20 protein-coding genes are annotated in these 23,180 nt (G+C 53.5%); 9 read left to right on the forward strand and 11 right to left on the reverse strand.

Going from position 1 to position 23,180, the window contains the following annotated elements; translation table 11 throughout:
- Nucleotides 1-12: 12 nt before the first annotated feature.
- Entirely contained in the window at nucleotides 13-957 is a 945-nt protein-coding gene (mhpB, locus tag SK35_RS19215) for a 2,3-dihydroxyphenylpropionate/2,3-dihydroxicinnamic acid 1,2-dioxygenase (RefSeq protein WP_048214823.1), read from the reverse strand.
- A gap of 1 nt (nucleotide 958) precedes the next feature.
- Complete coding sequence (locus SK35_RS19220; protein WP_048214824.1) at nucleotides 959-2,623, reverse strand: bifunctional 3-(3-hydroxy-phenyl)propionate/3-hydroxycinnamic acid hydroxylase; 1,665 nt, start codon at nucleotides 2,621-2,623, stop codon at nucleotides 959-961.
- 191 nt (nucleotides 2,624-2,814) lie between these two features.
- Here SK35_RS19220 and SK35_RS19225 point away from each other — a divergent pair, with 191 nt between their 5' ends.
- Together SK35_RS19225 and SK35_RS19230 are read left to right on the forward strand one after the other, a co-directional pair.
- A complete protein-coding gene (locus SK35_RS19225; protein ID WP_003838640.1) occupies nucleotides 2,815-3,627 on the forward strand; it encodes a DNA-binding transcriptional regulator in 813 nt (270 codons plus the stop codon).
- Nucleotides 3,628-3,762: 135 nt separating this feature from the next.
- Complete coding sequence (locus tag SK35_RS19230) at nucleotides 3,763-4,065, forward strand: putative quinol monooxygenase (protein ID WP_003830918.1); 303 nt, start codon at nucleotides 3,763-3,765, stop codon at nucleotides 4,063-4,065.
- 235 nt (nucleotides 4,066-4,300) lie between these two features.
- Here the strand turns inward: SK35_RS19230 and SK35_RS19235 are convergent, their stop codons facing one another.
- The 3 genes from SK35_RS19235 to SK35_RS19245 form a co-directional block, all read right to left on the reverse strand.
- Nucleotides 4,301-4,858 (reverse strand): hypothetical protein, encoded by a 558-nt coding sequence (locus tag SK35_RS19235; RefSeq protein WP_251365181.1) that lies wholly within the window; start codon nucleotides 4,856-4,858, stop codon nucleotides 4,301-4,303.
- A 239-nt stretch (nucleotides 4,859-5,097) separates the two neighbouring features.
- On the reverse strand, nucleotides 5,098-5,574 hold the full coding sequence (locus tag SK35_RS19240; protein WP_003830914.1) for a cold-shock protein: 477 nt from the start codon (nucleotides 5,572-5,574) through the stop codon (nucleotides 5,098-5,100).
- Nucleotides 5,575-5,660: 86 nt separating this feature from the next.
- Nucleotides 5,661-5,906, reverse strand: coding sequence for a YmjA family protein (locus SK35_RS19245; protein ID WP_003021350.1), 246 nt, complete (start codon nucleotides 5,904-5,906; stop codon nucleotides 5,661-5,663).
- Nucleotides 5,907-6,289: 383 nt separating this feature from the next.
- Between SK35_RS19245 and SK35_RS19250 the strand changes: the two genes are divergently transcribed.
- Nucleotides 6,290-7,066 carry an MBL fold metallo-hydrolase gene (locus SK35_RS19250; RefSeq protein ID WP_048214825.1) on the forward strand — a complete coding sequence of 259 codons (777 nt, stop codon included), beginning with the start codon at nucleotides 6,290-6,292 and terminating at the stop codon, nucleotides 7,064-7,066.
- A gap of 18 nt (nucleotides 7,067-7,084) precedes the next feature.
- Nucleotides 7,085-8,035: a GlxA family transcriptional regulator gene (locus SK35_RS19255; protein ID WP_048214826.1), complete on the forward strand. Its 951-nt coding sequence runs from the start codon at nucleotides 7,085-7,087 to the stop codon at nucleotides 8,033-8,035.
- Here SK35_RS19255 and SK35_RS19260 read toward each other — a convergent pair.
- A complete protein-coding gene (locus SK35_RS19260; RefSeq protein ID WP_231912267.1) occupies nucleotides 8,032-8,640 on the reverse strand; it encodes a class I SAM-dependent DNA methyltransferase in 609 nt (202 codons plus the stop codon). The two genes, SK35_RS19255 and SK35_RS19260, sit on opposite strands and share 4 nt — an antisense overlap.
- Before the next feature lie 165 nt (nucleotides 8,641-8,805).
- Here SK35_RS19260 and SK35_RS19265 point away from each other — a divergent pair, with 165 nt between their 5' ends.
- The 3 genes from SK35_RS19265 to SK35_RS19275 all read left to right on the forward strand — a co-directional run bounded on the left by SK35_RS19265 (nucleotide 8,806) and on the right by SK35_RS19275 (nucleotide 14,398).
- Complete coding sequence (locus SK35_RS19265) at nucleotides 8,806-9,888, forward strand: LacI family DNA-binding transcriptional regulator (protein ID WP_048214828.1); 1,083 nt, start codon at nucleotides 8,806-8,808, stop codon at nucleotides 9,886-9,888.
- A gap of 121 nt (nucleotides 9,889-10,009) precedes the next feature.
- Nucleotides 10,010-13,096, forward strand: a complete 3,087-nt coding sequence (locus SK35_RS19270; RefSeq protein WP_048214829.1) for a beta-galactosidase — start codon at nucleotides 10,010-10,012, stop codon at nucleotides 13,094-13,096.
- Between the two features lie 48 nt (nucleotides 13,097-13,144).
- Entirely contained in the window at nucleotides 13,145-14,398 is a 1,254-nt protein-coding gene (locus SK35_RS19275; RefSeq protein WP_048214830.1) for an MFS transporter, read from the forward strand.
- A 94-nt stretch (nucleotides 14,399-14,492) separates the two neighbouring features.
- On the opposite strand, the gene prpE is transcribed toward SK35_RS19275, so the two are convergent.
- The 4 genes from prpE to prpB all read right to left on the reverse strand — a co-directional run bounded on the left by prpE (nucleotide 14,493) and on the right by prpB (nucleotide 20,042).
- Entirely contained in the window at nucleotides 14,493-16,379 is a 1,887-nt protein-coding gene (gene prpE, locus SK35_RS19280; protein ID WP_048214831.1) for a propionate--CoA ligase, read from the reverse strand.
- Between the two features lie 40 nt (nucleotides 16,380-16,419).
- Nucleotides 16,420-17,871 carry a bifunctional 2-methylcitrate dehydratase/aconitate hydratase gene (locus SK35_RS19285; RefSeq protein ID WP_048214832.1) on the reverse strand — a complete coding sequence of 484 codons (1,452 nt, stop codon included), beginning with the start codon at nucleotides 17,869-17,871 and terminating at the stop codon, nucleotides 16,420-16,422.
- A 39-nt stretch (nucleotides 17,872-17,910) separates the two neighbouring features.
- Nucleotides 17,911-19,080 (reverse strand): bifunctional 2-methylcitrate synthase/citrate synthase, encoded by a 1,170-nt coding sequence (gene prpC / locus SK35_RS19290; RefSeq protein WP_048214833.1) that lies wholly within the window; start codon nucleotides 19,078-19,080, stop codon nucleotides 17,911-17,913.
- An 80-nt stretch (nucleotides 19,081-19,160) separates the two neighbouring features.
- Nucleotides 19,161-20,042 (reverse strand): methylisocitrate lyase, encoded by an 882-nt coding sequence (gene prpB / locus SK35_RS19295; RefSeq protein WP_048214834.1) that lies wholly within the window; start codon nucleotides 20,040-20,042, stop codon nucleotides 19,161-19,163.
- Between the two features lie 253 nt (nucleotides 20,043-20,295).
- Here prpB and prpR point away from each other — a divergent pair, with 253 nt between their 5' ends.
- Nucleotides 20,296-21,906 carry a propionate catabolism operon regulatory protein PrpR gene (gene prpR / locus SK35_RS19300; protein WP_048214835.1) on the forward strand — a complete coding sequence of 537 codons (1,611 nt, stop codon included), beginning with the start codon at nucleotides 20,296-20,298 and terminating at the stop codon, nucleotides 21,904-21,906.
- Between the two features lie 32 nt (nucleotides 21,907-21,938).
- On the opposite strand, the gene yahO is transcribed toward prpR, so the two are convergent.
- Nucleotides 21,939-22,214: a DUF1471 family periplasmic protein YahO gene (yahO, locus tag SK35_RS19305; RefSeq protein ID WP_048214836.1), complete on the reverse strand. Its 276-nt coding sequence runs from the start codon at nucleotides 22,212-22,214 to the stop codon at nucleotides 21,939-21,941.
- Between the two features lie 325 nt (nucleotides 22,215-22,539).
- On the opposite strand from yahO, the gene SK35_RS19310 reads away from it, so the two are divergent.
- Nucleotides 22,540-23,172: a LysE family transporter gene (locus SK35_RS19310; RefSeq protein WP_048214837.1), complete on the forward strand. Its 633-nt coding sequence runs from the start codon at nucleotides 22,540-22,542 to the stop codon at nucleotides 23,170-23,172.
- Nucleotides 23,173-23,180: the final 8 nt, after the last annotated feature.

A 23,180-nucleotide genomic window follows, 5' to 3' on the forward strand; every position in this document is an offset into this window, starting at 1 on the left:
TTCAGTTCTGTTTTAGTTCTGCGTAGTGGCGCTCAGGGAGCCGAATCCGGCGATCCACTCCGGGATCGGGCGGTAATAACGGCCTTCGCTGCGCCAGTTGCCAAAAGCAGAAATAGCGGCAAAGGCAGCAACCCAGGTTTTCACTTCGTGCGTTGATTTGCCCGCCATTGCGGACAGCTCTTCGTTACTGAGCGCGTCCAGCTCCTGCAAACGCCCCTGCTCAAGCAGGGTCATAAAACGGTTATCCCAGACAGGGTTAAGCGGGTGTAGCGTGTTTTGATCGACCACAAACTTCTCGGCGGCGGTGATCACCCGCTGCTGGCGCAGCTCGCGCTCGTTTTCAGGTAACTGTTTGCCGCTGCCGAGCAGGCGGTCACGCATATGGGCATCAGCCTTCGCCAGCTCCGGTACCGGCGGCTGATGCGACAGACCACCGGAGCCTAAAAACAGCACGCGCTTATTCAGCGAGCTGGCGAAACGGCCAATCGCTTCACCGAGCATGCGGGTACGCTGAAAGCCCGGCAGCGGCGTGGCGACGCCGTTAATAAACACTGGCAGCACCGGCACCTTATCCAGGCCGCCGAGCAAAAACTCCAGCGGCTGCGCGAAGCCATGATCGACCTGCATGTTGTAGGACACGGCGAGATCGATACCGCTTTTCATTACCGCGTGGGCGCAGGCTTCAGCCAGATCTGTCGGCACCGGCAGTTCCCCCGCCGCGCTACCAAAATCGCCGATCGCCGTAGCTCCAACGCCTAAACAGAACGGCGGCATCACGTCGTAGAAAAATCCGTTGTAGTGATCGGGGGCAAACAGCACGACCAGTTCAGGTTCGAACGCCGCAATACGTGCCCGAGCGCTGGCGATCACGCCGTTAACCTCGTCGAGCACAGCCTGTGCCGGGTCGACATAGCCCACCAGCGGCGAGTGGGAAAGACAGTGAAGATAAGCGTGCATATCAGGCAACCTTTTCAACAGGAATGTCGGCAGTAGCGCGAGTGAGCGTCATCACCGACGCCAGTTTATTCAGGGTGCTGCCCAGGGTTTGCGGAATGGCGATGGCGGCCACGAAGCGGTCCGGGCGCATGACTACCAGCGCGGCGTTGTGCTGGGCAAACCACGCGCGCAGGCGGTTTTGCGTATCGCCTATGCGGGTAACGCCGTCGTGGTTATCCTGATCGGTATGTATCTGCGTATCCGGCACGACCTGGATAAAACGCGTCCCCAGCGCCTGCCATTGTTGGATCTGCGCCTCGCTCATGCCCCATAGTGGGTTACAGCCCCAGCCAATCACCGCGAAATTCGGTCCGATGACGTTGTCGAGCAACGTCACTTCGCCCGATTCCAGCGTCACCTTCGGCTGGATAAACATCTTGCCGACCGGTGAAGTTTTCGCGTCGCCTTCACGCACCAGCGCCCCGGCGTGGTACTGCGGCATCGGCTTAAACCGCATTTCAAGGAAGTAGCGTTTGACCGGCGGAATATAGTTCAACAGCCAGGAAACCCCATCGCGTACCGCGCCGTGCCAGCGTTTGGGCGGCGCAAGTACGTTGCCAGCGGTCACGGAGAGGTCGATCATGGCTTTGGCGTGGTCGCGGCGTTCCTGCTGGTAGGTATCCAACAGCGCATCGTCGGCTTTACCGTTAATCACCAGCGCCAGTTTCCATGCCAGGTTGAAAGCATCGCGCATGCCGCTGTTGTATCCCTGACCCTGCCAGACCGGCATAATGTGCGCCGCATCGCCCGCCAGCAGCACGCGGTCAATACGAAAACGTTCGGCCAGACGAGCATTATGGGTATACACGCGCTGGCGGATCAGCTCGACGTTGTCCGGGTTCGGCAGCACTTTGCTCAGTAACTGGCGCATATTCTGCGGCTCGCTAAGCTGCGCTTCGGTTTCCCCCGGCATAACCATAAACTCAAAACGGCGCACCGCGTGCGGCAGCGCGGCAGAGACATACGGGCGCACCGGATCGCAGCATAAATACACATGCGGCATGCTGAGCGGATCGTTGGCGATATCCACCACAATCCACTGATTCGGCGCGGTTTTACCTTCAAACGGCACGTTCAGAGAACGTCTGACGTTGCTGCCGCCGCCGTCGCAGGCCACCAGCCACTGAGCCTTCACCGTTTCACGTTGACCGTCTGGCGCTTTCAGATTTAGCGTCACTTCGCCGTTTTGTTGGCTGAAGGCCTCCAGCTCGCGGGAGAACAGGCAGCGCACGTTGGGAAAACGCGACAACCCTTCCAACATCACCGCGTCCACCTGCGGCTGAATAAACGCATTACGACGCGACCAGCCAAATTCGTCGGTCATCGGCTGGATATCAGCAAAGCAACGGCCTTTTGGGGTGAGAAAGCGCATTGCGTGCCACGGTGTGGTGTGCGGCAAAACGTTCTCGACCAGCCCCACAGACTGCATAGTGCGCAGCGCTTCATCGTCAATGCCGATGGCGCGAGGATAGTCGATCAGCGTGTCGAGCTTCTCCACTACCAACACCTCAATGCCCATCTGCCCAAGATAGTTGGCCATCATCAGCCCTACCGGACCAGCACCGGCAATCGCCACCTGCGCGGTATGCTGCACAGCGGGTTGGATATCCGGGTTTATTGTTGTCATTTCAGAACCTCACGACTCGGACAAAACGCAATTGCGGACCCTGGTGAGGCGCAATCTGTTTTGTTAAAAATATGTGAATAATTTTTTGTTGTGCGGTCAGTATAGAAGCGAGTTTTTGCGCTACAATCAAAACATGCCAGGATGTGCACTAAGTGCACAACGTTGTTTTACCTGTAGATTTGTCAATGAATATGAAAAATGACGAGAGCACTGAGTACAAAACCGTACGCGGATTAACGCGCGGATTAATGTTATTAAATATGTTAAACCGGCTCGATGGTGGGGCCAGTGTTGGCTTACTTGCTGAGTTAAGCGGCCTGCATCGCACCACGGTCAGACGGCTGCTGGAAACCCTGCAGGATGAGGGTTACGTCCGGCGCAGCCTGTCCGATGACAGCTTTCGCTTAACCATTAAAGTCCGCCAGCTCAGCGAGGGGTTTCGTGACGAGCAGTGGATTTCTGCACTCGCCGCCCCGCTGCTGGGAGATTTGCTGCGCGAGGTCATCTGGCCGACCGACGTTTCCACGCTGGATGTGGACGCGATGGTGGTACGTGAAACTACCCACCGTTTCAGCCGTCTGTCGTTTCACCGGGCGATGGTAGGGCGTCGTTTGCCATTGCTGAAAACCGCATCCGGCCTGACCTGGCTGGCATTTTGCCCGGAGAATGAACGGCAGGAACTGATTGAAATGCTGGCCTCCCGACCGGGAGAAGAGTTCCAGCTTGCGCGCGAACCGCTGAAGCTCAATGCCATTTTGACCCGCGCGCGAAAAGACGGTTTTGGCCAGAACTTTCGCGGTTGGGATCAGGAAGAGAAAATCGCTTCTATCGCCGTCCCCATCCGCAGCGAACAGCGGGTGATCGGCTGCCTGAATTTGGTGTATATGGCCAGCGCCATGACCATCGAACAAGCCGCGGAAAAGCATCTTCCGGCCTTACAAAAGGTGGCGAAACAGATAGAGGACGGCGTCGAATCGCAGGAGATTTTGGTTGCCGGGAGGTGAGATGGATCACAGTTATGCGGATTATCTGATTGATAGCTGGCATAACTCACTAACCGGCCGATAAAACTCTGTGACCTCTTGCCCAAAAAATATCTTCATTACATAGTGTGCATTCGTTTTCTGCCAGGAGGCTGCATGTTAAAGGTCATTGCTGAGGATTTCATCAAACCTGAGTATATTGAAACTGTTCTCCCGTTGTATCGGGAGCTAATATCGGCAACGAAGAAAGAACCGCACTGCATTGCTTACGACCTCTATATTGATGAAAAAGATCCGGGCCATTTTATTTTTATCGAAGAATGGCCAAACCACGCGGCTCTCGATGAACATTGTGCCAGCGAGCATTTCCAGCGACTTGTACCATTAATCGATCAATACACTCGCCAGGAAGCACGTTACATACTGATGGATGACGTGGTAAATCCGGCTGTCTCGTGATAATGAAGAAAGTACTGGGATTACTGTTAATTATGTTTTTGGCAGGATGCTCAACACCTGGAAAGAAAGTCTTTTACTTCACTGGTCGCTGAGGGCTTAAAGCCTCTTCGAAAGAGGCTTTAAGCTTTGCAACAATGCATCACACTGATTACAAAGCGGAATCATCACTGTTCCAGCTGTATTATTATTTAGAGTTTATACTCCATTATTACTGTTTCAGATATTAAGCGCATTTTTACGAGGCCATTTTCATCGCGGCACCAATAACTGCCATACACATACTGCTCGCAAGTAAAACAATAAACCAATATATATAATTATTAAACTTTGTAAATAACCAGATAAACCTAAATAATGACAATGCAGCAATAGAAATAGAAGACACAAACATTGTAAATATATAAATACCAGAAATTATCCATCCTGCTTCTTCGTAAATACTCTTCATTGTAAAAATAAGGATAGATAAGTAAAATGCTGATAAAGCAAGCCCGCTCAGAAAATCATAATAATCTATGTATGTGATGTTTTTATCTTTCTGCGGAAGAGCTATAAACTTTTCAAGTTTCTCATTGTCTACTCGTGACAAAAACCGATTAATTAGCGGAGTAAACATCACTAAAATCATCACCAAATGAATGAATAGTAAAGAAAGTTTAATTCTGTCATCAACCGATTCATTCTGTGGCCAGATAGATATTATTTCATAATCCATTTTTGCAAGGAGAAAAAAGCAAATGGCCGATGGTACATATTCAGAAGATATAGCTTTCCATATTTTTTTAAAAATCACTTATATTACCCCATTAGTTATATCGGTGAATCACTATTAGTTAACCGTGCTACTAATCTGCAAATAGTTGGCGATCATATTTATTTAATACGGATAATATATACCTATTCAGAAACGGATTGCTACCTACTAATTTTATCACTACATACCTGAATCACGTAAATTACACATATCAAAAAAAAACCGAAACCCGCTCCTGAAAAGAGCAGCGTTCCGGTTTTTATTCAGTCCGAAGGGTTTCAGACTTTAAGCAGTTTCACCGTCGCGTCGATGTCGATTTCATCTTCCGAGAAGATCAGCGTCGTGCCCTGGAAGGTAGTGATGGCCAGCTTTTTCAGCGTGCGCATTTCACCAGGCTTCACGTCTGATTTCGGTCGGATGCTGTTCATCAGCACGCCGACAGACAGCACAGCATTTTCTTTGTCGATACGGGTCTCTACAGGGACTTCTTCGCTGTAGACCAGGAATGACTTGATCGAGGTGAGCTTCAGACGCTCGCCTGCGATATAGATGTACTTGCTGTCTGGTATGACTTTTACCGCGTAGGCAGACAAGCCTTTGTTGTTGGTGGTGGGCTCAAAAGTCACCGCCGCGTCTTTCTTGATCAGCTCAGGATTAGCAACCTTAATCACATGAAAATAGCGGTTGTCGCCGTTTTCATCTTTGATAAATCCAAAGCCTTTATCTTTAAACCACGTTGTGATTGTTCCGTTCATTGCTGTTTCCGCCTGATTAAACCTATTACTCGTAGAGTATACCTACTCAATTTGCGCGCAGTGTAAAACACAGGCCATGTCTTTGGCTACTCGTTACCCCAACGATTGAGGAACTCCGCAATATCATCGATACGCTGAGCGTCGACTCCTGCCACGGTAGCCATCTCCTGCTGCGCTTCTTCGCTGATCTCTTCGTTGTTCATCAAACGGGTGATCAGCTGCTGGAAGTAGTGCGCCAGCGCGTCACGTTCTGTGTCGCTCACCGGCTTTGCGGCCTCGGTCGCGTACTCGTCGGCAATATCATAATATTTTAGCGGAATGTCGTTGTTCATCAGTTGCTCCGGGGTAAATGCATGTGCCAGCAGTTGCCTGCCGCGTCTGGTGTGAATGATAGCATTCTTATTTCATGGTTCGCGATCTGTTTTATTGGTCACTATGCATTACATATATCAATAATGTTTTCTGGCACCACTTCGCATTTAATCAACCTTTCCGTATTTAAATAACAGCATTCTTATTCAGCTCGATAAAAACAACTGCGTATTAAATAACGAGCCACCAAGGAAATATTAAATTACTTTAATTCTAATTACATTATCGACATCTGTAATCCGCAGTTGGCCCAATCCCATCGCTAGTCGCCCATTTGCCCGCATTCATCTTCTGGACAACACTCTACGATGACACCACTGACCCAACACGTGGAGCAAACACCATGAACATCACGCAAATCCGTAACGCTACGCAGCACATCACTTTTGGTGGCAAAATCTTTCTGATCGACCCTATGCTGGCGGCAAAAGGTACTTATCCGGGCTTTGCCGGTACGGCACGCGCCGAGATCCGCAACCCGACCGTTGATCTGCCTGTCGATATCGACACCCTGCTCAACGTTGATGCGCTGATCGTGACCCATCTGCATGAAGACCACTGGGATGAAGCCGCGGCTCGTGTCGTGCCGAAAGACAAACCGATTTATGTGCAAAACGATCGCGATGCGCAGGTACTGCGGGAACAAGGTTTCACGCAACTGACCGTACTGACGCAAAACACTGCGCTTGGTGATATCACCCTGCGTAAAACCGGCGGCCAGCACGGTTCGGATCGCGCTTACGCCGTCCCGCAAATGGCTGAACGTCTGGGTGATGCCTGCGGAGTTATCTTCCAGCATCCGGCGGAAAAAACGCTGTATCTGGTCGGGGACACCATCTGGCGCGACGAGGTGGAAACCAACATGCGGACTTTCCAGCCAAGCGTGGTCATTCTGAACGCAGGCTTTGCTCACGTTATCGGGTTTGGCCCAATTATCATGGGCGCGGAAGATGTGCTAAAAACCCACTTCACGCTGCCCGAAGCACAAATTGTGGCGACCCACATGGAGGCGATTAACCACTGTCTGCTGACCCGCGCGGCCTTGAAAGAGTACGCCTGCGACAACCAGATTGCGCAATTTGTTAACGTGCCGGAAGATGGCGAAACCCTGACGTTTTAAACTCCACAGAGGACTCGTATGCAACCGCTTAACGTCGCCATTGTTGCCGTGGAAGATTTCAGCCCGTTTCACTTCTCGGTGCCGTGCATTATTTTCAGTGACAAAGTGACGGCGAAAAAGCGTTTTGAGGTGCAACTGTGCGCCGAACAGCCGGGCATCGTTTCCTCGCAGGATGGCTTCTCCATTCACGCAGCCTACGGCTATGAAGCGGTGGAGGCCGCCGACATCGTGGTGATCCCCTGGTGGGGTACCACGGCACATCGGCCACCACAAAGCCTGCTTGATGCGCTCAATCGTGCGCGACAAAACGGCGCGCAGATTGTTGGGTTATGCCTGGGTGCGTTTGTTCTCGGCTACGCCGGTCTGCTGGATGGCAAACGGGCGGCTACGCACTGGGAGTTCGAGCAGGATTTTCAGGCCCGCTTTCCGGCAGCTCATCTGGATATCAACGCGCTGTACGTGGATGACGACGGTATTATTACCTCGGCAGGCACCGCCGCCGCGCTGGATTGCTGCCTGTACGTCATCCGCCAGCGTTTTGGCAGCACTGTGGCGAATCAGATTGCCCGACGGATGATTGTACCGCCACATCGCGAGGGCGGCCAGGCACAGTTTATCGAGCAACCGGTGGCGAAAAATACCAAAGATCAGCGCATCAACGTCCTGCTCGACTATTTGCGCCAGCATCTCCATGAACCGCATAATCTTGACGAGCTGGCGCAACGGGTGATGATGAGCCGTCGCACCCTCACCCGTCATTTTATGAAGGCCACAGGGTCAAGCGTGGCCGAATGGTTGATTGCCGAGCGCCTGCGCCGTAGCCAGACGTTGCTGGAGTCCAGCCAGTTACCCGTTGAACGCATCGCCGAACAGGTTGGTTTTCAGTCGCCCGTCACCTGGCGCCAGCATTTTAAATCCCACTTTGGCGTTAGCCCGGCTGAATGGCGTAAAACCTTTCGCGGCGATTAGCCTCTTTTTTGCGCCAGCCAGATGGTGTGCCCGGTGCATTGCGGATCTTCCATCACCATCTCGACCACCGCAAAACCGTGTGCTGACAGCAGTGCGCGGTATTCATCCGGCGCGAGGCTGGCGTGAAACAGCGGCTCACCTTCAAATTGCCCCATCGCGATGCCGTTGTCCGTACCGCTGGTAAACATCAGCGCACTACCGGGATGGCTGAGGCGGTCAAAAATCGGGAACATCTTTTGCTGGTCCTGCTGAGTTAAATGGAAAAAGCTGTCCCAGGCGATCAGTCCATCAAAAGTCTCATTGAGTGCCAACTCGCGCATATCCTGTTCCAGCCAGCGCTGTGCGGGAAAAGTGTTTCGGGCCCGCGTCAGCATCGCCGGGGAACCATCAACGCCGGTAAGCTGAAAACCTTGCTGGATAAAATAACCGGCGATCGGCTGACCGTTGCCGCAGCCAATATCCACAATGCTGCCCTGCCCGCCCATCACGGAAATAAATTTATCGAGCCAGCTTTTCTCGAACAAGGTGCGCGAGCGCTGGCTGGCAAAAGCATCCGCATGGCGTCGGTAGATGGACAGAATATTTTTTGCCGCAGAATCGCTCACAATGTCCTCACTTTTTTCTTCTGTTAGGTATAACGCCGATAAATCCTTCAGCACGCTATCCTCAAACCCTGGAATGCGCCTCGCAGAACCCATGCGCAAATACCCCAAAACCGTCCCGCTGTGGCATCATAGCGCACAGATAACGTCATTACAGGGGTGATAAACGTGAAACCGGTAACGCTATACGATGTGGCAGACCATGCAGGTGTCTCTTACCAGACCGTCTCTCGCGTCGTGAACCAGGCCAGCCACGTTTCCGCAAAAACCCGACAGAAAGTTGAGGCCGCGATGGCGGAACTCAATTACATCCCTAACCGCGTTGCACAGCAGCTGGCTGGCAAACAGACGCCACTGATTGGCGTTGTGACGGCAAACCTAGCTCTGCATGCCCCCTCACAAATCGTTGCTGCCATAAAATCCCGCGCCGACCAGTCCGGTGCCAGCGTGGTGATCGCCATGGTCGAGCGCAGCGGCGTTGAGTCCTGTAAAGCCGCGGTCCACAATCTGCTTTCTCAACGCGTAACCGGGCTTATCATCAACTATCCGCTGGATGAAGAAGATGCCATTGTCGTGGCCGCTGCCTGCGGTACGGTGCCGGTGCTGTTTCTCGATGTCTCTGACCTGACGCCAATTAACAGCGTGATTTTCTCTCATGACGACGGCGCGCGCCTTGGCGTTGAACATCTGGTGCAGCACGGACATCAACGGATCGCCCTGCTGAGCGGGCCGCACACTTCCGTTTCGGCAAGGCTTCGGCATGCGGGCTGGCACAAATATCTGGCACATTACCAGCTACAACCCGTTGTGGAGCTGGAAGGCGACTGGAGCGCGATGTCTGGTTTTCAGCAAACGATGCACATGCTGAATAACGGTAACCTCCCTACCGCCATGCTGGTCGCTAACGATCAAATGGCGCTGGGCGCGATGCGGGCAATCAGCGAGTTCGGTCTGCGGGTTGCAGTGGATATATCGGTAATTGGCTACGATGACACCGAAGACAGCGCCTGTTACATCCCACCGCTGACCACCATCAGGCAGGATTTTCCGTTGCTGGGTGAAACCAGCGTCGACAGGCTATTGCAACTCCCCCGTGGCGGCTCCAGCGTGGGTAACCAACTGCTTCCCGTCACCCTGGTCAAGCGCAAAACGGTTCTGCCTCCCGATACGCAAACCACCACTCCCCAGGCGCTGGCTGATTCACTGATCCATCTGGCGCGGCAAGTTTCTCAGCTCCCCCCCAAATTGTGAACGCATAACAATTGTGTGAGTCAGTTCACTTATTGAACGCCCCATCCTTTACAGCAAGGAGCGCCTGTTCGTATTTTGATTGAAATTGTGAGCGAGTAACAAATTCAAACAGGATACCGTTATGAACCTGAACACAGATTCACTCTCCGCTGTTCTGGCCCGCCGCGACTGGGAAAATCCCGGCGTCACGCAGCTCAACCGGCTGGAAGCACATCCGCCGTTCTGTAGCTGGCGCTCAGCGGATGATGCACGTACCAATCAGCGTTCGAGTCAGTTACGCTCGCTGAATGGACAGTGGCAATTTGCCTGGTTTGCCGCGCCGGAGGCTGTGCCAGAAAGCTGGCTGACAAGCGATCTGCCACAGACAGACACCGTCAACGTCCCCTCTAACTGGCAGATGGACGGTTATGATGCGCCAATTTATACCAACGTCACCTACCCAATCCCGGTGAATCCTCCGTACGTTCCGGCACAGAATCCGACAGGATGTTACTCGCTCACATTTAATATCGAAGACGCGTGGTTAGAGGAAGGGCAGACGCGCATTATTTTTGACGGCGTGAACTCCGCGTTTCATCTGTGGTGCAACGGTCGCTGGGTCGGCTACGGTCAGGATAGCCGTCTACCGTCTGAGTTTGATCTTAGCGATTATCTGCTGCGCGGCGAAAACCGTCTGGCTGTGATGGTGCTGCGCTGGAGCGACGGCAGCTATCTGGAAGACCAGGACATGTGGCGCATGAGCGGTATTTTTCGCGATGTCTCCCTGCTGCATAAGCCCACTACGCAAATCCGCGACCTGCGCATTAATACCCGTTTTAATGACGACTTCAGCCGCGCCACGCTGGAAGCGGAAGTCAGAGTGGGTGGCAACGAGAGCGAAGATTTACGCGTCACCCTGCAATTGTGGGAAGGTGAAACGCTCACCCGCGAAACGACCTCGCCGCTCGGCAGTGAGATCATTGATGAACGCGGCGCTTATCATGACCGGGTGACTCTGCGTCTGAACGTCGAAAAACCGGCTCTGTGGAGTGCCGAAACACCCAATCTGTACCGCGCCGTTGTGCAGTTACACACCGCAGGCGGAGTACTGATTGAAGCGGAAGCCTGTGACGTTGGCTTTCGTCAGGTTTGTATCGAAAACGGCCTGTTGCTGTTAAACGGCAAGCCGCTGTTGATTCGCGGTACCAACCGCCATGAGCACCATCCGGTCAACGGCCAGGTGATGGATGAGGCGACGATGGTGCAGGACATCATCCTGATGAAGCAGAATAACTTCAACGCCGTGCGCTGTTCCCATTACCCGAACCATCCGCTGTGGTACACCCTGTGCGATCGTTACGGCCTGTATGTAGTCGACGAAGCCAACATTGAAACCCACGGCATGGTGCCGATGAATCGCCTCACCGACGATCCCGCATGGTTGCCTGCCATGAGCCAGCGCGTCACGCGCATGGTGCAGCGCGATCGCAACCACCCGAGCATTATTATCTGGTCACTGGGCAATGAATCCGGCCATGGCGTCAATCACGACGCGCTCTACCGCTGGATAAAATCAGAAGACCCGTCACGTCCGGTGCAGTACGAGGGCGGTGGAGCTGATACTGCCGCCACCGACATTATTTGCCCGATGTACGCCCGCGTCGATCAGGATCAGCCCTTCCCCGCAGTACCCAAATGGTCGATTAAAAAGTGGCTGTCGATGCCCGGCGAACAGCGTCCGCTGATCCTTTGTGAATACGCCCACGCTATGGGCAACAGCTTTGGCGGCTTCGCCAAATACTGGCAAGCGTTCCGTCAGTATCCGCGCCTGCAGGGCGGATTTGTCTGGGACTGGGTGGATCAGTCGCTGACCAAATATGATGAGAACGGCAAAGCATGGTCAGCCTACGGTGGCGATTTTGGCGACACGCCTAACGATCGTCAGTTTTGCATGAACGGGCTGGTGTTCGCCGATCGCACTCCGCATCCGGCGTTATATGAGGCCAAGCATGAACAGCAGTTTTTCCAGTTCACGTTACTGCCGGGCGCTGAACGCCAGATTGAAGTGACCAGCGAATATCTGTTCCGCCGCAGCGATAACGAAGTTCTGCACTGGTCGATTGCCCTTGACGGCAACCCGCTGGCCGCCGGAGAAATCGTTCTGGATATCGCCCCACAGGGCCGCCAGGTGATTACCCTGCCGAACGTTCCGATGCCGGACACCGCAGGCGAACTGTGGCTGACGGTGCGCGTAGAGCAGCCTCAGGCGACCGCATGGTCAGAAGCCGGGCATATCAGCGCCTGGCAACAGTGGAAGCTGGAAGAGAAGCTCAGCCTGGTACGTCTATCACGCGTCAGCAGCGCACCACAGCTGGATGTTAGTGAGAGCAATTTTACCGTGGTGGCCAACAACACACGCTGGCAATTCGATCGTCAGTCCGGCCTGCTAACACAATACTGGATTAGCGATGAAGCCCAGTTGGTAAGCCCGCTTACTGACCAGTTCACCCGCGCGCCGCTGGACAACGACATCGGCGTGAGCGAGTCAACCCGCATCGACCCTAACGCCTGGGTTGAACGCTGGAAGGCCGCCGGTCACTATCAGGCTGAAGCAACGTTACTGCACTGTGCTGCCGATACGCTGAGCAGCGCGGCACTGATCACCACCGAACATGCGTGGCAGTATCGGGGCGAAACGCTGTTCGTCAGCCGAAAAAGCTATCGTATTGACGGCAATGGTGAAATGCAGATAACGGTGGATGTCGACGTTGCCAGCGGTACGCCGCATCCGGCCCGCATCGGCCTGAGCTGCCAGCTGGCGCAGGTTGCGGAGCGAGTGAACTGGTTAGGTCTTGGCCCGCATGAGAACTACCCGGACCGTCTGGGCGCCGCCTGTTTCGATCGCTGGGATCTGTCGCTTGATGAGATGTACACCCCGTATGTTTTCCCGAGCGAAAACGGTCTGCGCTGCGGCACGCGCGAACTGTACTACGGTGCGCACCAGTGGCGCGGAGACTTCCTGTTCAACATCAGCCGCTTTAGCCAGCAGCAACTGATGGAAACCAGCCACCGCCATCTGCTGCAACCTGAGGCGGGCACCTGGCTCAATATTGATGGCTTCCATATGGGCGTCGGCGGCGATGATTCGTGGAGTCCTTCCGTATCGCCGGAATTCCAGCTGAGCGCCGGACGCTACCACTTCCAGTTCGTCTGGGGCCAAAAAAAATAATATAAGCAGGGCAGGTTGATACCTGCCCGCATTTATAGGAAGTCTGTTATGTATTATTTAAAAAACACTAACTTTTGGATGTTCGGCTTTTTCTTCTTCTTTTACTTTTTTATTATGGGTGCGTATTTCCCCTTCTTCCCTATCTGGTTACACGATGTAAACCATATCAGTAAAGGCGATACCGGCATCATCTTCGCCTGTATCTCACTGTTTTCTTTGTTATTCCAACCAATTTTCGGACTACTGTCCGATAAGCTTGGCCTGCGTAAACATCTGCTGTGGGTAATTACCGGCATGCTGGTAATGTTTGCCCCGTTCTTTATTTACGTATTTGGTCCGTTATTACAGGTTAATATTTTACTGGGTTCAATTGTCGGCGGGATTTACCTTGGCTTTATTTACAATGCCGGTGCCCCAGCGATTGAAGCCTATATTGAAAAAGCCAGCCGCAGAAGCAACTTTGAATTTGGTCGCGCGCGCATGTTTGGCTGCGTGGGCTGGGCGCTGTGCGCCTCGATTGCCGGAATTATGTTCACCATCAATAACCAATTCGTCTTCTGGTTAGGCTCTGGCTGTGCGGTCATTCTGGCATTGCTGCTGTTATTTTCAAAAACAGATGCCCCCTCTTCTGCAAAAGTCGCGGATGCGGTAGGCGCCAATAACTCGGCATTCAGCCTGAAGCTGGCGCTGGAGTTATTTAAACAACCGAAACTTTGGTTCCTCTCCCTGTATGTGGTCGGCGTTTCCTGTACTTACGATGTGTTTGACCAGCAGTTCGCCAGCTTCTTTACCTCATTCTTTGCCACCGGCGAACAGGGTACCCGCGTGTTTGGCTACGTCACGACGATGGGAGAATTACTCAACGCCTCTATCATGTTCTTTGCACCGCTGATTGTGAACCGCATTGGCGGAAAGAACGCCCTGCTGCTGGCCGGTACGATTATGTCGGTAAGGATTATTGGCTCGTCATTCGCCACCACTGCACTGGAGGTCGTTATTCTCAAAACGCTGCATATGTTTGAGATACCGTTCCTGATCGTCGGCTGCTTCAAATACATCACCAGCCAGTTCGAAGTACGTTTCTCGGCCACGATTTATCTGGTGTGTTTCTGTTTCTTCAAACAGTTAGCCATGATTTTCATGTCAGTTCTGGCCGGGAAAATGTATGAGAGTATTGGTTTCCAGGGAGCTTATCTGGTGCTGGGGATTATTGCGCTGAGCTTCACGCTGATTTCCGTATTTACCCTTAGCGGTCCGGGGCCGTTTTCCCTGCTGCGTCGTCGCGAAAGCGTCGCGCTGTAAAAGCCTCTTTGCCGGATGCACCACTCGCGTGGTTTATCCGGCCTACGATACTAAAAGGCCCGGTAAGCATTGCGCCACCGGGCATCACACGATGTTACTCTTCGATCGCCTGACGGATTTGCTGCAACGACGCGGGATCGTCAATGGTCGTTAGATCGCCAGGATCGCGGCCTTCACAGATCGCCTGGATCGTCCGTCTGAGCATTTTGCCAGAGCGCGTTTTCGGCAACTGCGACACAAACCAGACATGCGCCGGGCGGCCAAAATTACCAATCTGACTGTCCACCAGCGCCATAATCGCCTTCTCTTCCGAATGTGCGATGTCGCGATCTTCAAGGCTGTCGCTCTGTTTCGGAATGACAAACGCGACCGCGACCTGCCCCTTCAGCGCGTCCTTCACGCCGACCACAGCCACTTCGGCAACGTTCGGATAGCTGGAAATACTCTCCTCTATCTCACGCGTCCCCAACCGATGCCCGGCCACGTTGATGACATCATCCGTACGGCCAAGGATGAAGTAATAGCCGTCCGCATCGCGAATACCCCAGTCAAAGGTGGCGTACACCTGACGAGAAAACAGCGACCAGTAGGTATTCACAAACCGCGCGTCATCACCCCAGATAGTCTGGATACAGCCCGGCGGCAGCGGCCCTTCAATCACCAGCATGCCCTTTTCATTCGCTTCGCAGGGCTCACCGGTTACCTCATTGAGCAACTGCACGTTATATCCGTACATCGGCACGCCCGGGCTACCCAGCCGCGACGGGCGGTCGTCCAGCCCGCGGGCGATCGCCATAATCGGCCAACCGGATTCAGTCTGCCAGTAGTTGTCGATAACCGGGACGCCCAGCGTTTCCGTTACCCAACTGGCGGTCGGTTCGTCCAGCGGTTCCCCGGCCAGATACAGCACCTCCAGCGAGGAGAGATCGTGATTGCGGATTTGCGCGGTCGGGAATTTCTTCAGCACGCGGATGGCGGTTGGGGCGGAGAACATCCGGCTGACCTGATACTTCTCAACAATTTTCCACCAAACGCCGCAGTCCGGGTACGTTGGCAGCCCTTCGTACACCACCGTCGCCATCCCCGCCAGCAGTGGGGCATACACGATATACGAATGCCCAACCACCCAGCCGATGTCCGACGCGCAGAAGAACACACCGCCCGCTTTACCGCCGAAAATGGTGTCCATCGAGGTCGCCAGCGCGACCGCGTAGCCGCCAACGTCGCGCTGCACGCCTTTCGGTTTACCGGTTGTCCCGGAGGTGTACAGAATGCAGGACGTTTCGTTCGACTCCAGCCAGGCAACCGGCACCCGCGCGCCGAGATGCTGTTGGCGCAGCGCGGCAAAGTCGAGGTCTCGCCCCTCTACCCGCGCCATTTTCGCCAGACCGCGATCGACCAATACCACATGACGCGGCTGGTGCTGCGCCTGATCGATCGCATCATCGAGCAGTTTTTTATACGGCAGGATTTTGCCGCCGCGCGCCCCGGCATCCGCCGACACGATAACCACCGGTCGGGCGTCGTCGATACGCGCCGCTACGCTGTGCGAGGCGAAACCACCGAACACCACCGAATGGATCGCCCCTATACGTGCGCAGGCCAGCAGCGTAATGTGCGCCTCGGCGATCATCGGCATATAAACCAGTACCCGATCGCCACGCTGTACGCCCAGCGACAACAACATCGCCGCCGCGACGTTCACTTCGTCATACAGCTGACGAAAGGTAAACGTGCGTTCTTCTTCAGTTTCTGAAGAAACGGCAATCAGCGCCAACGCGTCAGGCTGTTTCTCCAGCCAGCGGTCAATTGCGTTGTGGCACAAATTGGTCGTACCGCCGCAAAACCAGCGGGCAAACGGCGGGTTGCTGTGATCCAGCACCTGCGTATACGGCTGCTGCCAGTCAATACGCTGGGCCTGTTCGGCCCAAAACGACTCCGGCTGCGTAATAGAACGTTGATAAAACTCGCTATAAGACATAATGCTCTCCTGTTGAACTTACGCCTTGCCGCACGCAGGTTTAGATTACATAAAGGTCCATATACTCATTGACCGGCATCTGCTCCAGGCGGGCTCTGTCCAGGGAGACATCCAGGATGCGCTGCTGCTGACGGGTCGGGAACTGACGCGCCAGGTTAATTTTGAACTTCTCGACCAGCTTCGGCATACCGTCGTTACGACGGCGCGCGTGGCCAATTGGGTATTCCACTACCACTTCTTCAAAGCGTGAGCCGTCGGTGAATTCAAGCGTGATGGCATTCGCGATGGCGCGTTTTTCAGGGTCGTGGTAATCGGCAGTAAAGGCCGGATCTTCGAAGCAGTTAATCTTTTCACGCAGTGCATCAATGCGTTTATCCTGCGCCACGCCGTCTTCGTAATCTGCCGCCGTTAAGCGTCCGAACAGCAGCGGGATAGCCACCATGTACTGGATGCAGTGGTCACGATCCGCCGGGTTATTCAACGGGCCTTTTTTATCGATGATGCGGATACAGGCTTCGTGCGTACGAATGGTCACTTTTTCGATATCGGCAGCGGTCTTACCTGCAGCCTGTAACTGCTCGTACAGCGTCATCGCCGCTTCTACCGCGGTCTGCGAGTGGAACTCTGCCGGGAAGGAAATTTTAAACAACACGTTTTCCATCACGTACGAACCGTACGGGCGCTGGAAGCGGAAAGATTCGCCTTTGAAAGAGACATCATAGAAGCCCCAGGTTTTCGCCGTCAGTGCAGATGGATATCCCATTTCACCGGTTTTCGCCATCAGCGCCAGACGCACAGCACGTGAGGTGGCATCGCCAGCCGCCCAGGATTTACGCGTGCCGGTATTCGGCGCATGACGATAGGTACGCAGCGACTGACCGTCGACCCACGCCAGCGAGACGGCGTTGAGAATTTCATCCCGGTTAAGGCCGAGCATCTCGGCAACCACCGCCGTGGAAGCGACTTTTACCAGCAGGACGTGATCCAGACCGACGCGGTTGAAGGAGTTTTCCAGCGCGATACAGCCCTGAATTTCATGGGCTTTAATCATTCCGGTTAACACTTTTTTCATGGTTAACGGCGCTTTACCCACCGCCACCGCATTGCGCGACAGCCAGTCAGCCGTCGCCAGAATACCGCCGAGGTTATCGGAAGGATGGCCCCATTCTGCGGCCAGCCACGTGTCGTTAAAGTCCAGCCAGCGGATCATCGCACCGATGTTAAACGCCGCCTGCACCGGATCGAGCTGGAACTGGGTACCCGGTACGCGCACACCGTTCGGGACGACGGTACCCGGTACAACCGGCCCCAGCAGTTTTTTACAGGCCGGATATTCCAGCGCTTCCAGGCCACAGCCAAGGGTATCAAGCAGGCAATAATGCGCGGTGTCATACGCCACCTTCGAGGTGATCTCGTAGTTCATGACATAATCAACGATATCAACGATTTCACGGTCAAATTCAGGGCGGACGTTCGAAATATGTGCAGACATAGGATACATTTCCTGTTTTTTATCTTTAGAGGTTTTGCATTAGCAACGTTTTTCAATCGGGACAAATACGCGATCTTCCGGGCCGGTATAGTTGGCGGAAGGACGGATAATTTTGTTGTCCTGGCGCTGTTCGATGATGTGCGCCGCCCAGCCAGTGACGCGGGCGATAACGAACAGCGGTGTGAACATTTCAGTGGGGACGCCCATCATGTTGTAAGAGACTGCCGAGAACCAGTCGAGGTTGGGGAACATCTTTTTCGTTTCCCACATCACCTCTTCCAGACGGTCGGCGATGTTGTACATTTTCAGCGAACCGCCTTCCTGAGAAAGCTGTTTCGCCACGCTCTTGATCACCTGGTGGCGCGGGTCGGCGATGGTGTAAACCGGGTGACCAAAGCCAATCACCACTTCTTTATTTTCAACGCGTTTACGGATATCCGCTTCGGCTTCATCCGGCGTTTCATAGCGTTGCTGGATCTCCAGCGATACTTCATTCGCTCCGCCGTGTTTCGGCCCACGCAGTGCGCCAATCGCACCGATAACCGCGGAGTACATATCAGAGCCAGTTCCCGCAATCACACGCCCCGTGAAGGTAGAAGCGTTAAACTCGTGTTCGGCGTACAGCACCAGCGAAATGTGCATCGCCTTTTCCCAGCTTTGTGATGGCTTTTCACCATGCAGCAAATGCAAGAAGTGACCGCCAATAGAATCATCATCGGTCTCCGGCTGAATGCGCTCGCCGTTATGGCTGTAGTGATACCAGTACAGGAGGATAGAACTGAGCGATGCCAGCAGTTTGTCGGCAATATCGCGTGCGCCGGAGACGGTATGTCCTTCTTTTTCTGGCAGAGTACAACCCAGCGCGGAAACACCAGTGCGCATCACGTCCATCGGATGCGAGGCGGCAGGCAGCGCTTCCAGTACGGTGCGCACGTTAGCGGGCAATCCGCGCAGCGCTTTCAGTTTGCTTTTATAGGCGGTGAGCTCATCGCGGGTGGGTAACTTCCCGTGAATCAGCAGATGCGCAACTTCTTCAAATTCGCACTGTTGTGCCAGGTCAAGAATATCGTAGCCACGATAGTGTAGATCGTTACCGCTTTTACCCACGGTACATAAGGCAGTATTTCCGGCAGCGACGCCTGACAGCGCAACCGATTTTTTGGGTTTAATGACATGGGTACTATTTTGCAGGATCGTTGTGTCGCTCATGTTGTCCTCGTCATTATTGTAATATGTAGGGTACTAATTTATTGCCGGATGGCGGCTACGCCTTATCCGGCCTACGACGGTTACTTTTTTGTGTACAACGCGTCGAGTTTCTCTTCGAACTGGTAGTAATTGATGCTTTCGTACAGCTCGTTGCGCGTCTGCATAATGTCGATAACGTTCTTTTGCGTACCTTCCTGACGCAGCACGTTGTAAACCTTCTCCGCCGCGCGGTTCATGGCGCGGAAAGCTGACAGCGGGTATAGCGCCATCGCAACGTTCGCGCTGCGCAGTTCATCGGTGGTAAACAGCGGTGTGGCGCCAAATTCAGTAATGTTGGCGAGAATTGGTACCTGTACCGCATCGGCAAACTGGCGGTACATCGCAAGTTCGGTAATGGCTTCCGGGAACAGCATGTCAGCGCCCGCTTCGACATACGCCTGGGTACGATCGATGGCAGCCTCTAACCCTTCCACCGCCAGTGCATCGGTTCGCGCCATAATCACAAAGTTGGGATCGGTGCGCGCATCAACGGCTGCGCGGATCCTGTCGACCATCTCTTCTTTCGAGACGATCGCCTTGTTCGGGCGATGACCGCAGCGCTTGGCGCCGATCTGATCTTCAATATGCAGCGCAGCAGCACCCGCTTTGGAAATCGACTTGACGGTACGCGCCACGTTGAATGCAGACGATCCAAAACCAATATCCGCATCTACCAGCAATGGCAGCGGGCAAACATCCGTAATGCGACGAATATCAGTCAGTACATCATCAAGGGTAGAAATACCGAGATCCGGCAGCCCCAGCGAGCCCGCAGCGACGCCACCGCCGGAGAGATAAATCGCCTGATACCCGGCGCGTTGAGCCAGCAGAGCGTGGTTGGCATTGATGGTGCCAACGATTTGTAATGGGTTTTCTTTGGTAAGCGCAGCGCGAAACGCCAGCCCTGGGGAGTGTAGAGACATATCCCGTCCTCTTGTTATCAACTTGTTATCGTTCGTTGATATTTCTAAAGCAAGGGGTATGCCAGGGAGCTTATTTTCTCTTCAATTTAATTTTTTATCTTTTAAAACAATAGATTAAATCCAATGCTTCTATTTTTGTTGCACAAAAGCGTGTCAGCTATCGTTTCATGAAACGTTCCTTCACGTTTCATTGCAACATTTATGAAACACAACTAAACCCTACTACTCGGTTCCTTAATTTTTGGGGTTAGTTATGGCAGATACGCATCTACCGCCGCGAGTGAACGACGATAAACCGGTTATCTGGACAGTCTCGGTCACCCGCCTGTTTGAACTGTTTCGCGACATCAGTCTGGAGTTCGACCACCTGGCGACCATCACCCCCATTCAGCTTGGTTTCGAAAAAGCGGTGGCCTATATCCGTAAGAAGCTGGCTACCGAGCGTTGCGATGCCATCATTGCGGCGGGCTCCAACGGGGCATATCTGAAAAGCCGTTTATCGATTCCGGTGATCCTGATTAAACCCAGCGGATTCGACGTGCTACAGGCGCTGGCAAAAGCGGGAAAACTCACCTCGTCGATTGGCGTCATTACCTATCAGGAAACCATTCCTGCGCTTCTCGCGTTTCAAAAAACCTTCAATTTGCAGCTTGAACAGCGCAGCTATATCACCGAGGAAGATGCCCGTGGGCAAATCAACGAACTGAAGGCCGGCGGTACGCAGGCAGTGGTTGGTGCGGGATTGATTACCGATCTGGCAGAAGAAGCAGGTATGACCGGCATCTTTATCTATTCGGCGGCCACCGTGCGCCAGGCCTTTGTCGATGCGTTGGATATGACCCGCTTGACATTACGCAGAAACGGTCAGTACGCCTCTGGCGATACGTTGCGCACTCGCTACGCGCTCGGAGATATGCGCGGTCACTCTGCGCAGATGGAACAGGTACGGCACACCATTATGCTGTACGCCCGTTCGCGTGCGCCGGTCCTCATTCAGGGCGAAACAGGAACGGGTAAAGAGCTGGCCGCACAGGCCATTCACCGTGAGTTTTTCACCCGTCAGGAGAATCGGCGCGGTAAACCCTCACCGCCGTTTGTTGCCGTCAACTGCGGAGCAATCACCGAGTCATTGCTGGAAGCGGAGCTGTTCGGCTATGAGGACGGCGCCTTTACCGGCTCTCGCCGAGGGGGGCGCGCCGGCCTGTTTGAAATCGCCCACGGCGGAACCCTGTTTCTTGATGAGATAGGCGAGATGCCGCTGCCGTTACAAACCCGACTGCTGCGCGTGCTGGAAGAAAAAGAGGTTACCCGGGTCGGTGGACATCAGCCGATTCCGGTCGATGTCCGGGTGATTAGCGCCACACACTGTAATCTGGAGCAGGAGATGAAACAGGGGGAATTTCGAACCGATCTGTTTTATCGCCTGAGCATTTTACGCCTCAAGCTGCCGCCGCTACGCGAGCGGTTGCCCGATATCCTGCCACTGGCGGAAGGCTTTTTAAAACAGTCGCTGGCGGAACTGGACGTGCCGTTTTCTGAGCCTGTTCGCAAGGGGCTGGGGTTAAGTCAGCCGACGTTGCTGAATTATGGCTGGCCGGGGAATATCCGCGAACTGCGTAATATGATGGAGCGCCTGGCGCTATTTTTAAGCGTCGAGCCGCAGCCAGAGCTGAATGTGGATTTTTTACAACAGCTGTTACCGGAACTGGCCATTGTTGCAGACTCACCGCAAGCATCGTCATTGCTGACGCCGCAACAGGTGTTGGCACAATTTGATGGTGACAAAACTGCCGCCGCGCGGTATCTCGGAATTAGCAGAACCACGTTCTGGCGCAGGCTAAAAGAAAAACCGCCGGTACAATGACCGGCGGGTATCGTGTCTTTTACAGTAGCGCGTTATTTTTTCTTGTAAATATTCGCTGTGTCATGGATTTTGTTATCCGTTTGGCCGGAGGTTAATACCACCACGTCAGCACCTTTCTCTTCAGCTTTCTTCAGAAGGTCTTCTTTAGCATCCGAAGTAGAGACTTCATTACTCGTTGAAATATCACCGATTTTTGTATACTGAGACTCAACCTTTTCAAACTCAACCTTCGTCATAAATTCCGCGGCGTACGCGTTGGTCACAACAAAAGCTAACGCACCAATAAGTACTTTAATTCCAGTTTTCATATAAAAGCTCCAGATTTTGTTATATATGCCATCATCGCCCCCTGAACATTCGACATGCGAGTCAAGGATGATTAATAAGTAGTTCAGCCTGGCAAAAAGATCCAGAGCAGGCGGAAATATAAAGAGATTTTGCGAATCGTTGATAACAGAAAATCTGCGCCGCCGCGTTATCTGACGCGCCAGGTTTGCACAAAATAATCTATGAAGTCATTTGCAAATCTCAGCGCGTTTCACTGCGCAGTGTGAGTGAATACGCAGAATGATGAACACACTAAAATTATAGTGTTAGCTGTCACTTAAGCGCTTACTAATGGAAATGTTGTCTATGGAACCTCTGCACGCCGTCGTTCTTACCATCAGCCTCTTTGTTTTAACCTTTTTTAACCCCGGCGCAAATCTGTTCGTGGTAGTACAAACTAGCCTGGCATCCGGACGACGCGCAGGTGTGATGACCGGTCTGGGTGTTGCCTTGGGTGATGCGTTTTACTCCGGCCTTGGGCTTTTTGGTATGGCAACGCTAATCACCCAGTGTGAAGAGATATTTTCATTGATTAAGATTGTCGGCGGCGCCTATCTGCTGTGGTTTGCCTGGAACAGCATCCGCCATCAGGCCACGCCGCAAATGCCCACGCTACAGCAACCGCTTTCCGCCCCCTGGTATGTGTTTTTCCGCCGTGGATTACTAACGGATTTATCAAACCCGCAAACCGTGCTGTTTTTCATTAGTATCTTCTCGGTCACCTTAAGCGCAGACACACCTACGTGGGCCAGACTGATGGCCTGGGCAGGCATTGTGTTGTCTTCCGTTATCTGGCGTATATTTCTCAGCCAGGCATTTTCTTTGCCTGCCGTGCGACGGGCGTATGGTCGTATCCAACGTGTTGCCAGCCGGGTGATTGGCGCAATAATAGGTATTTTCGCGCTAAGACTTATTTATGAAGGTATTAGCCATCGATAAGAGAGTTT

The organism is Citrobacter sp. MGH105 (genome assembly GCF_001037485.2).
GTDB lineage: Bacteria > Pseudomonadota > Gammaproteobacteria > Enterobacterales > Enterobacteriaceae > Citrobacter > Citrobacter portucalensis.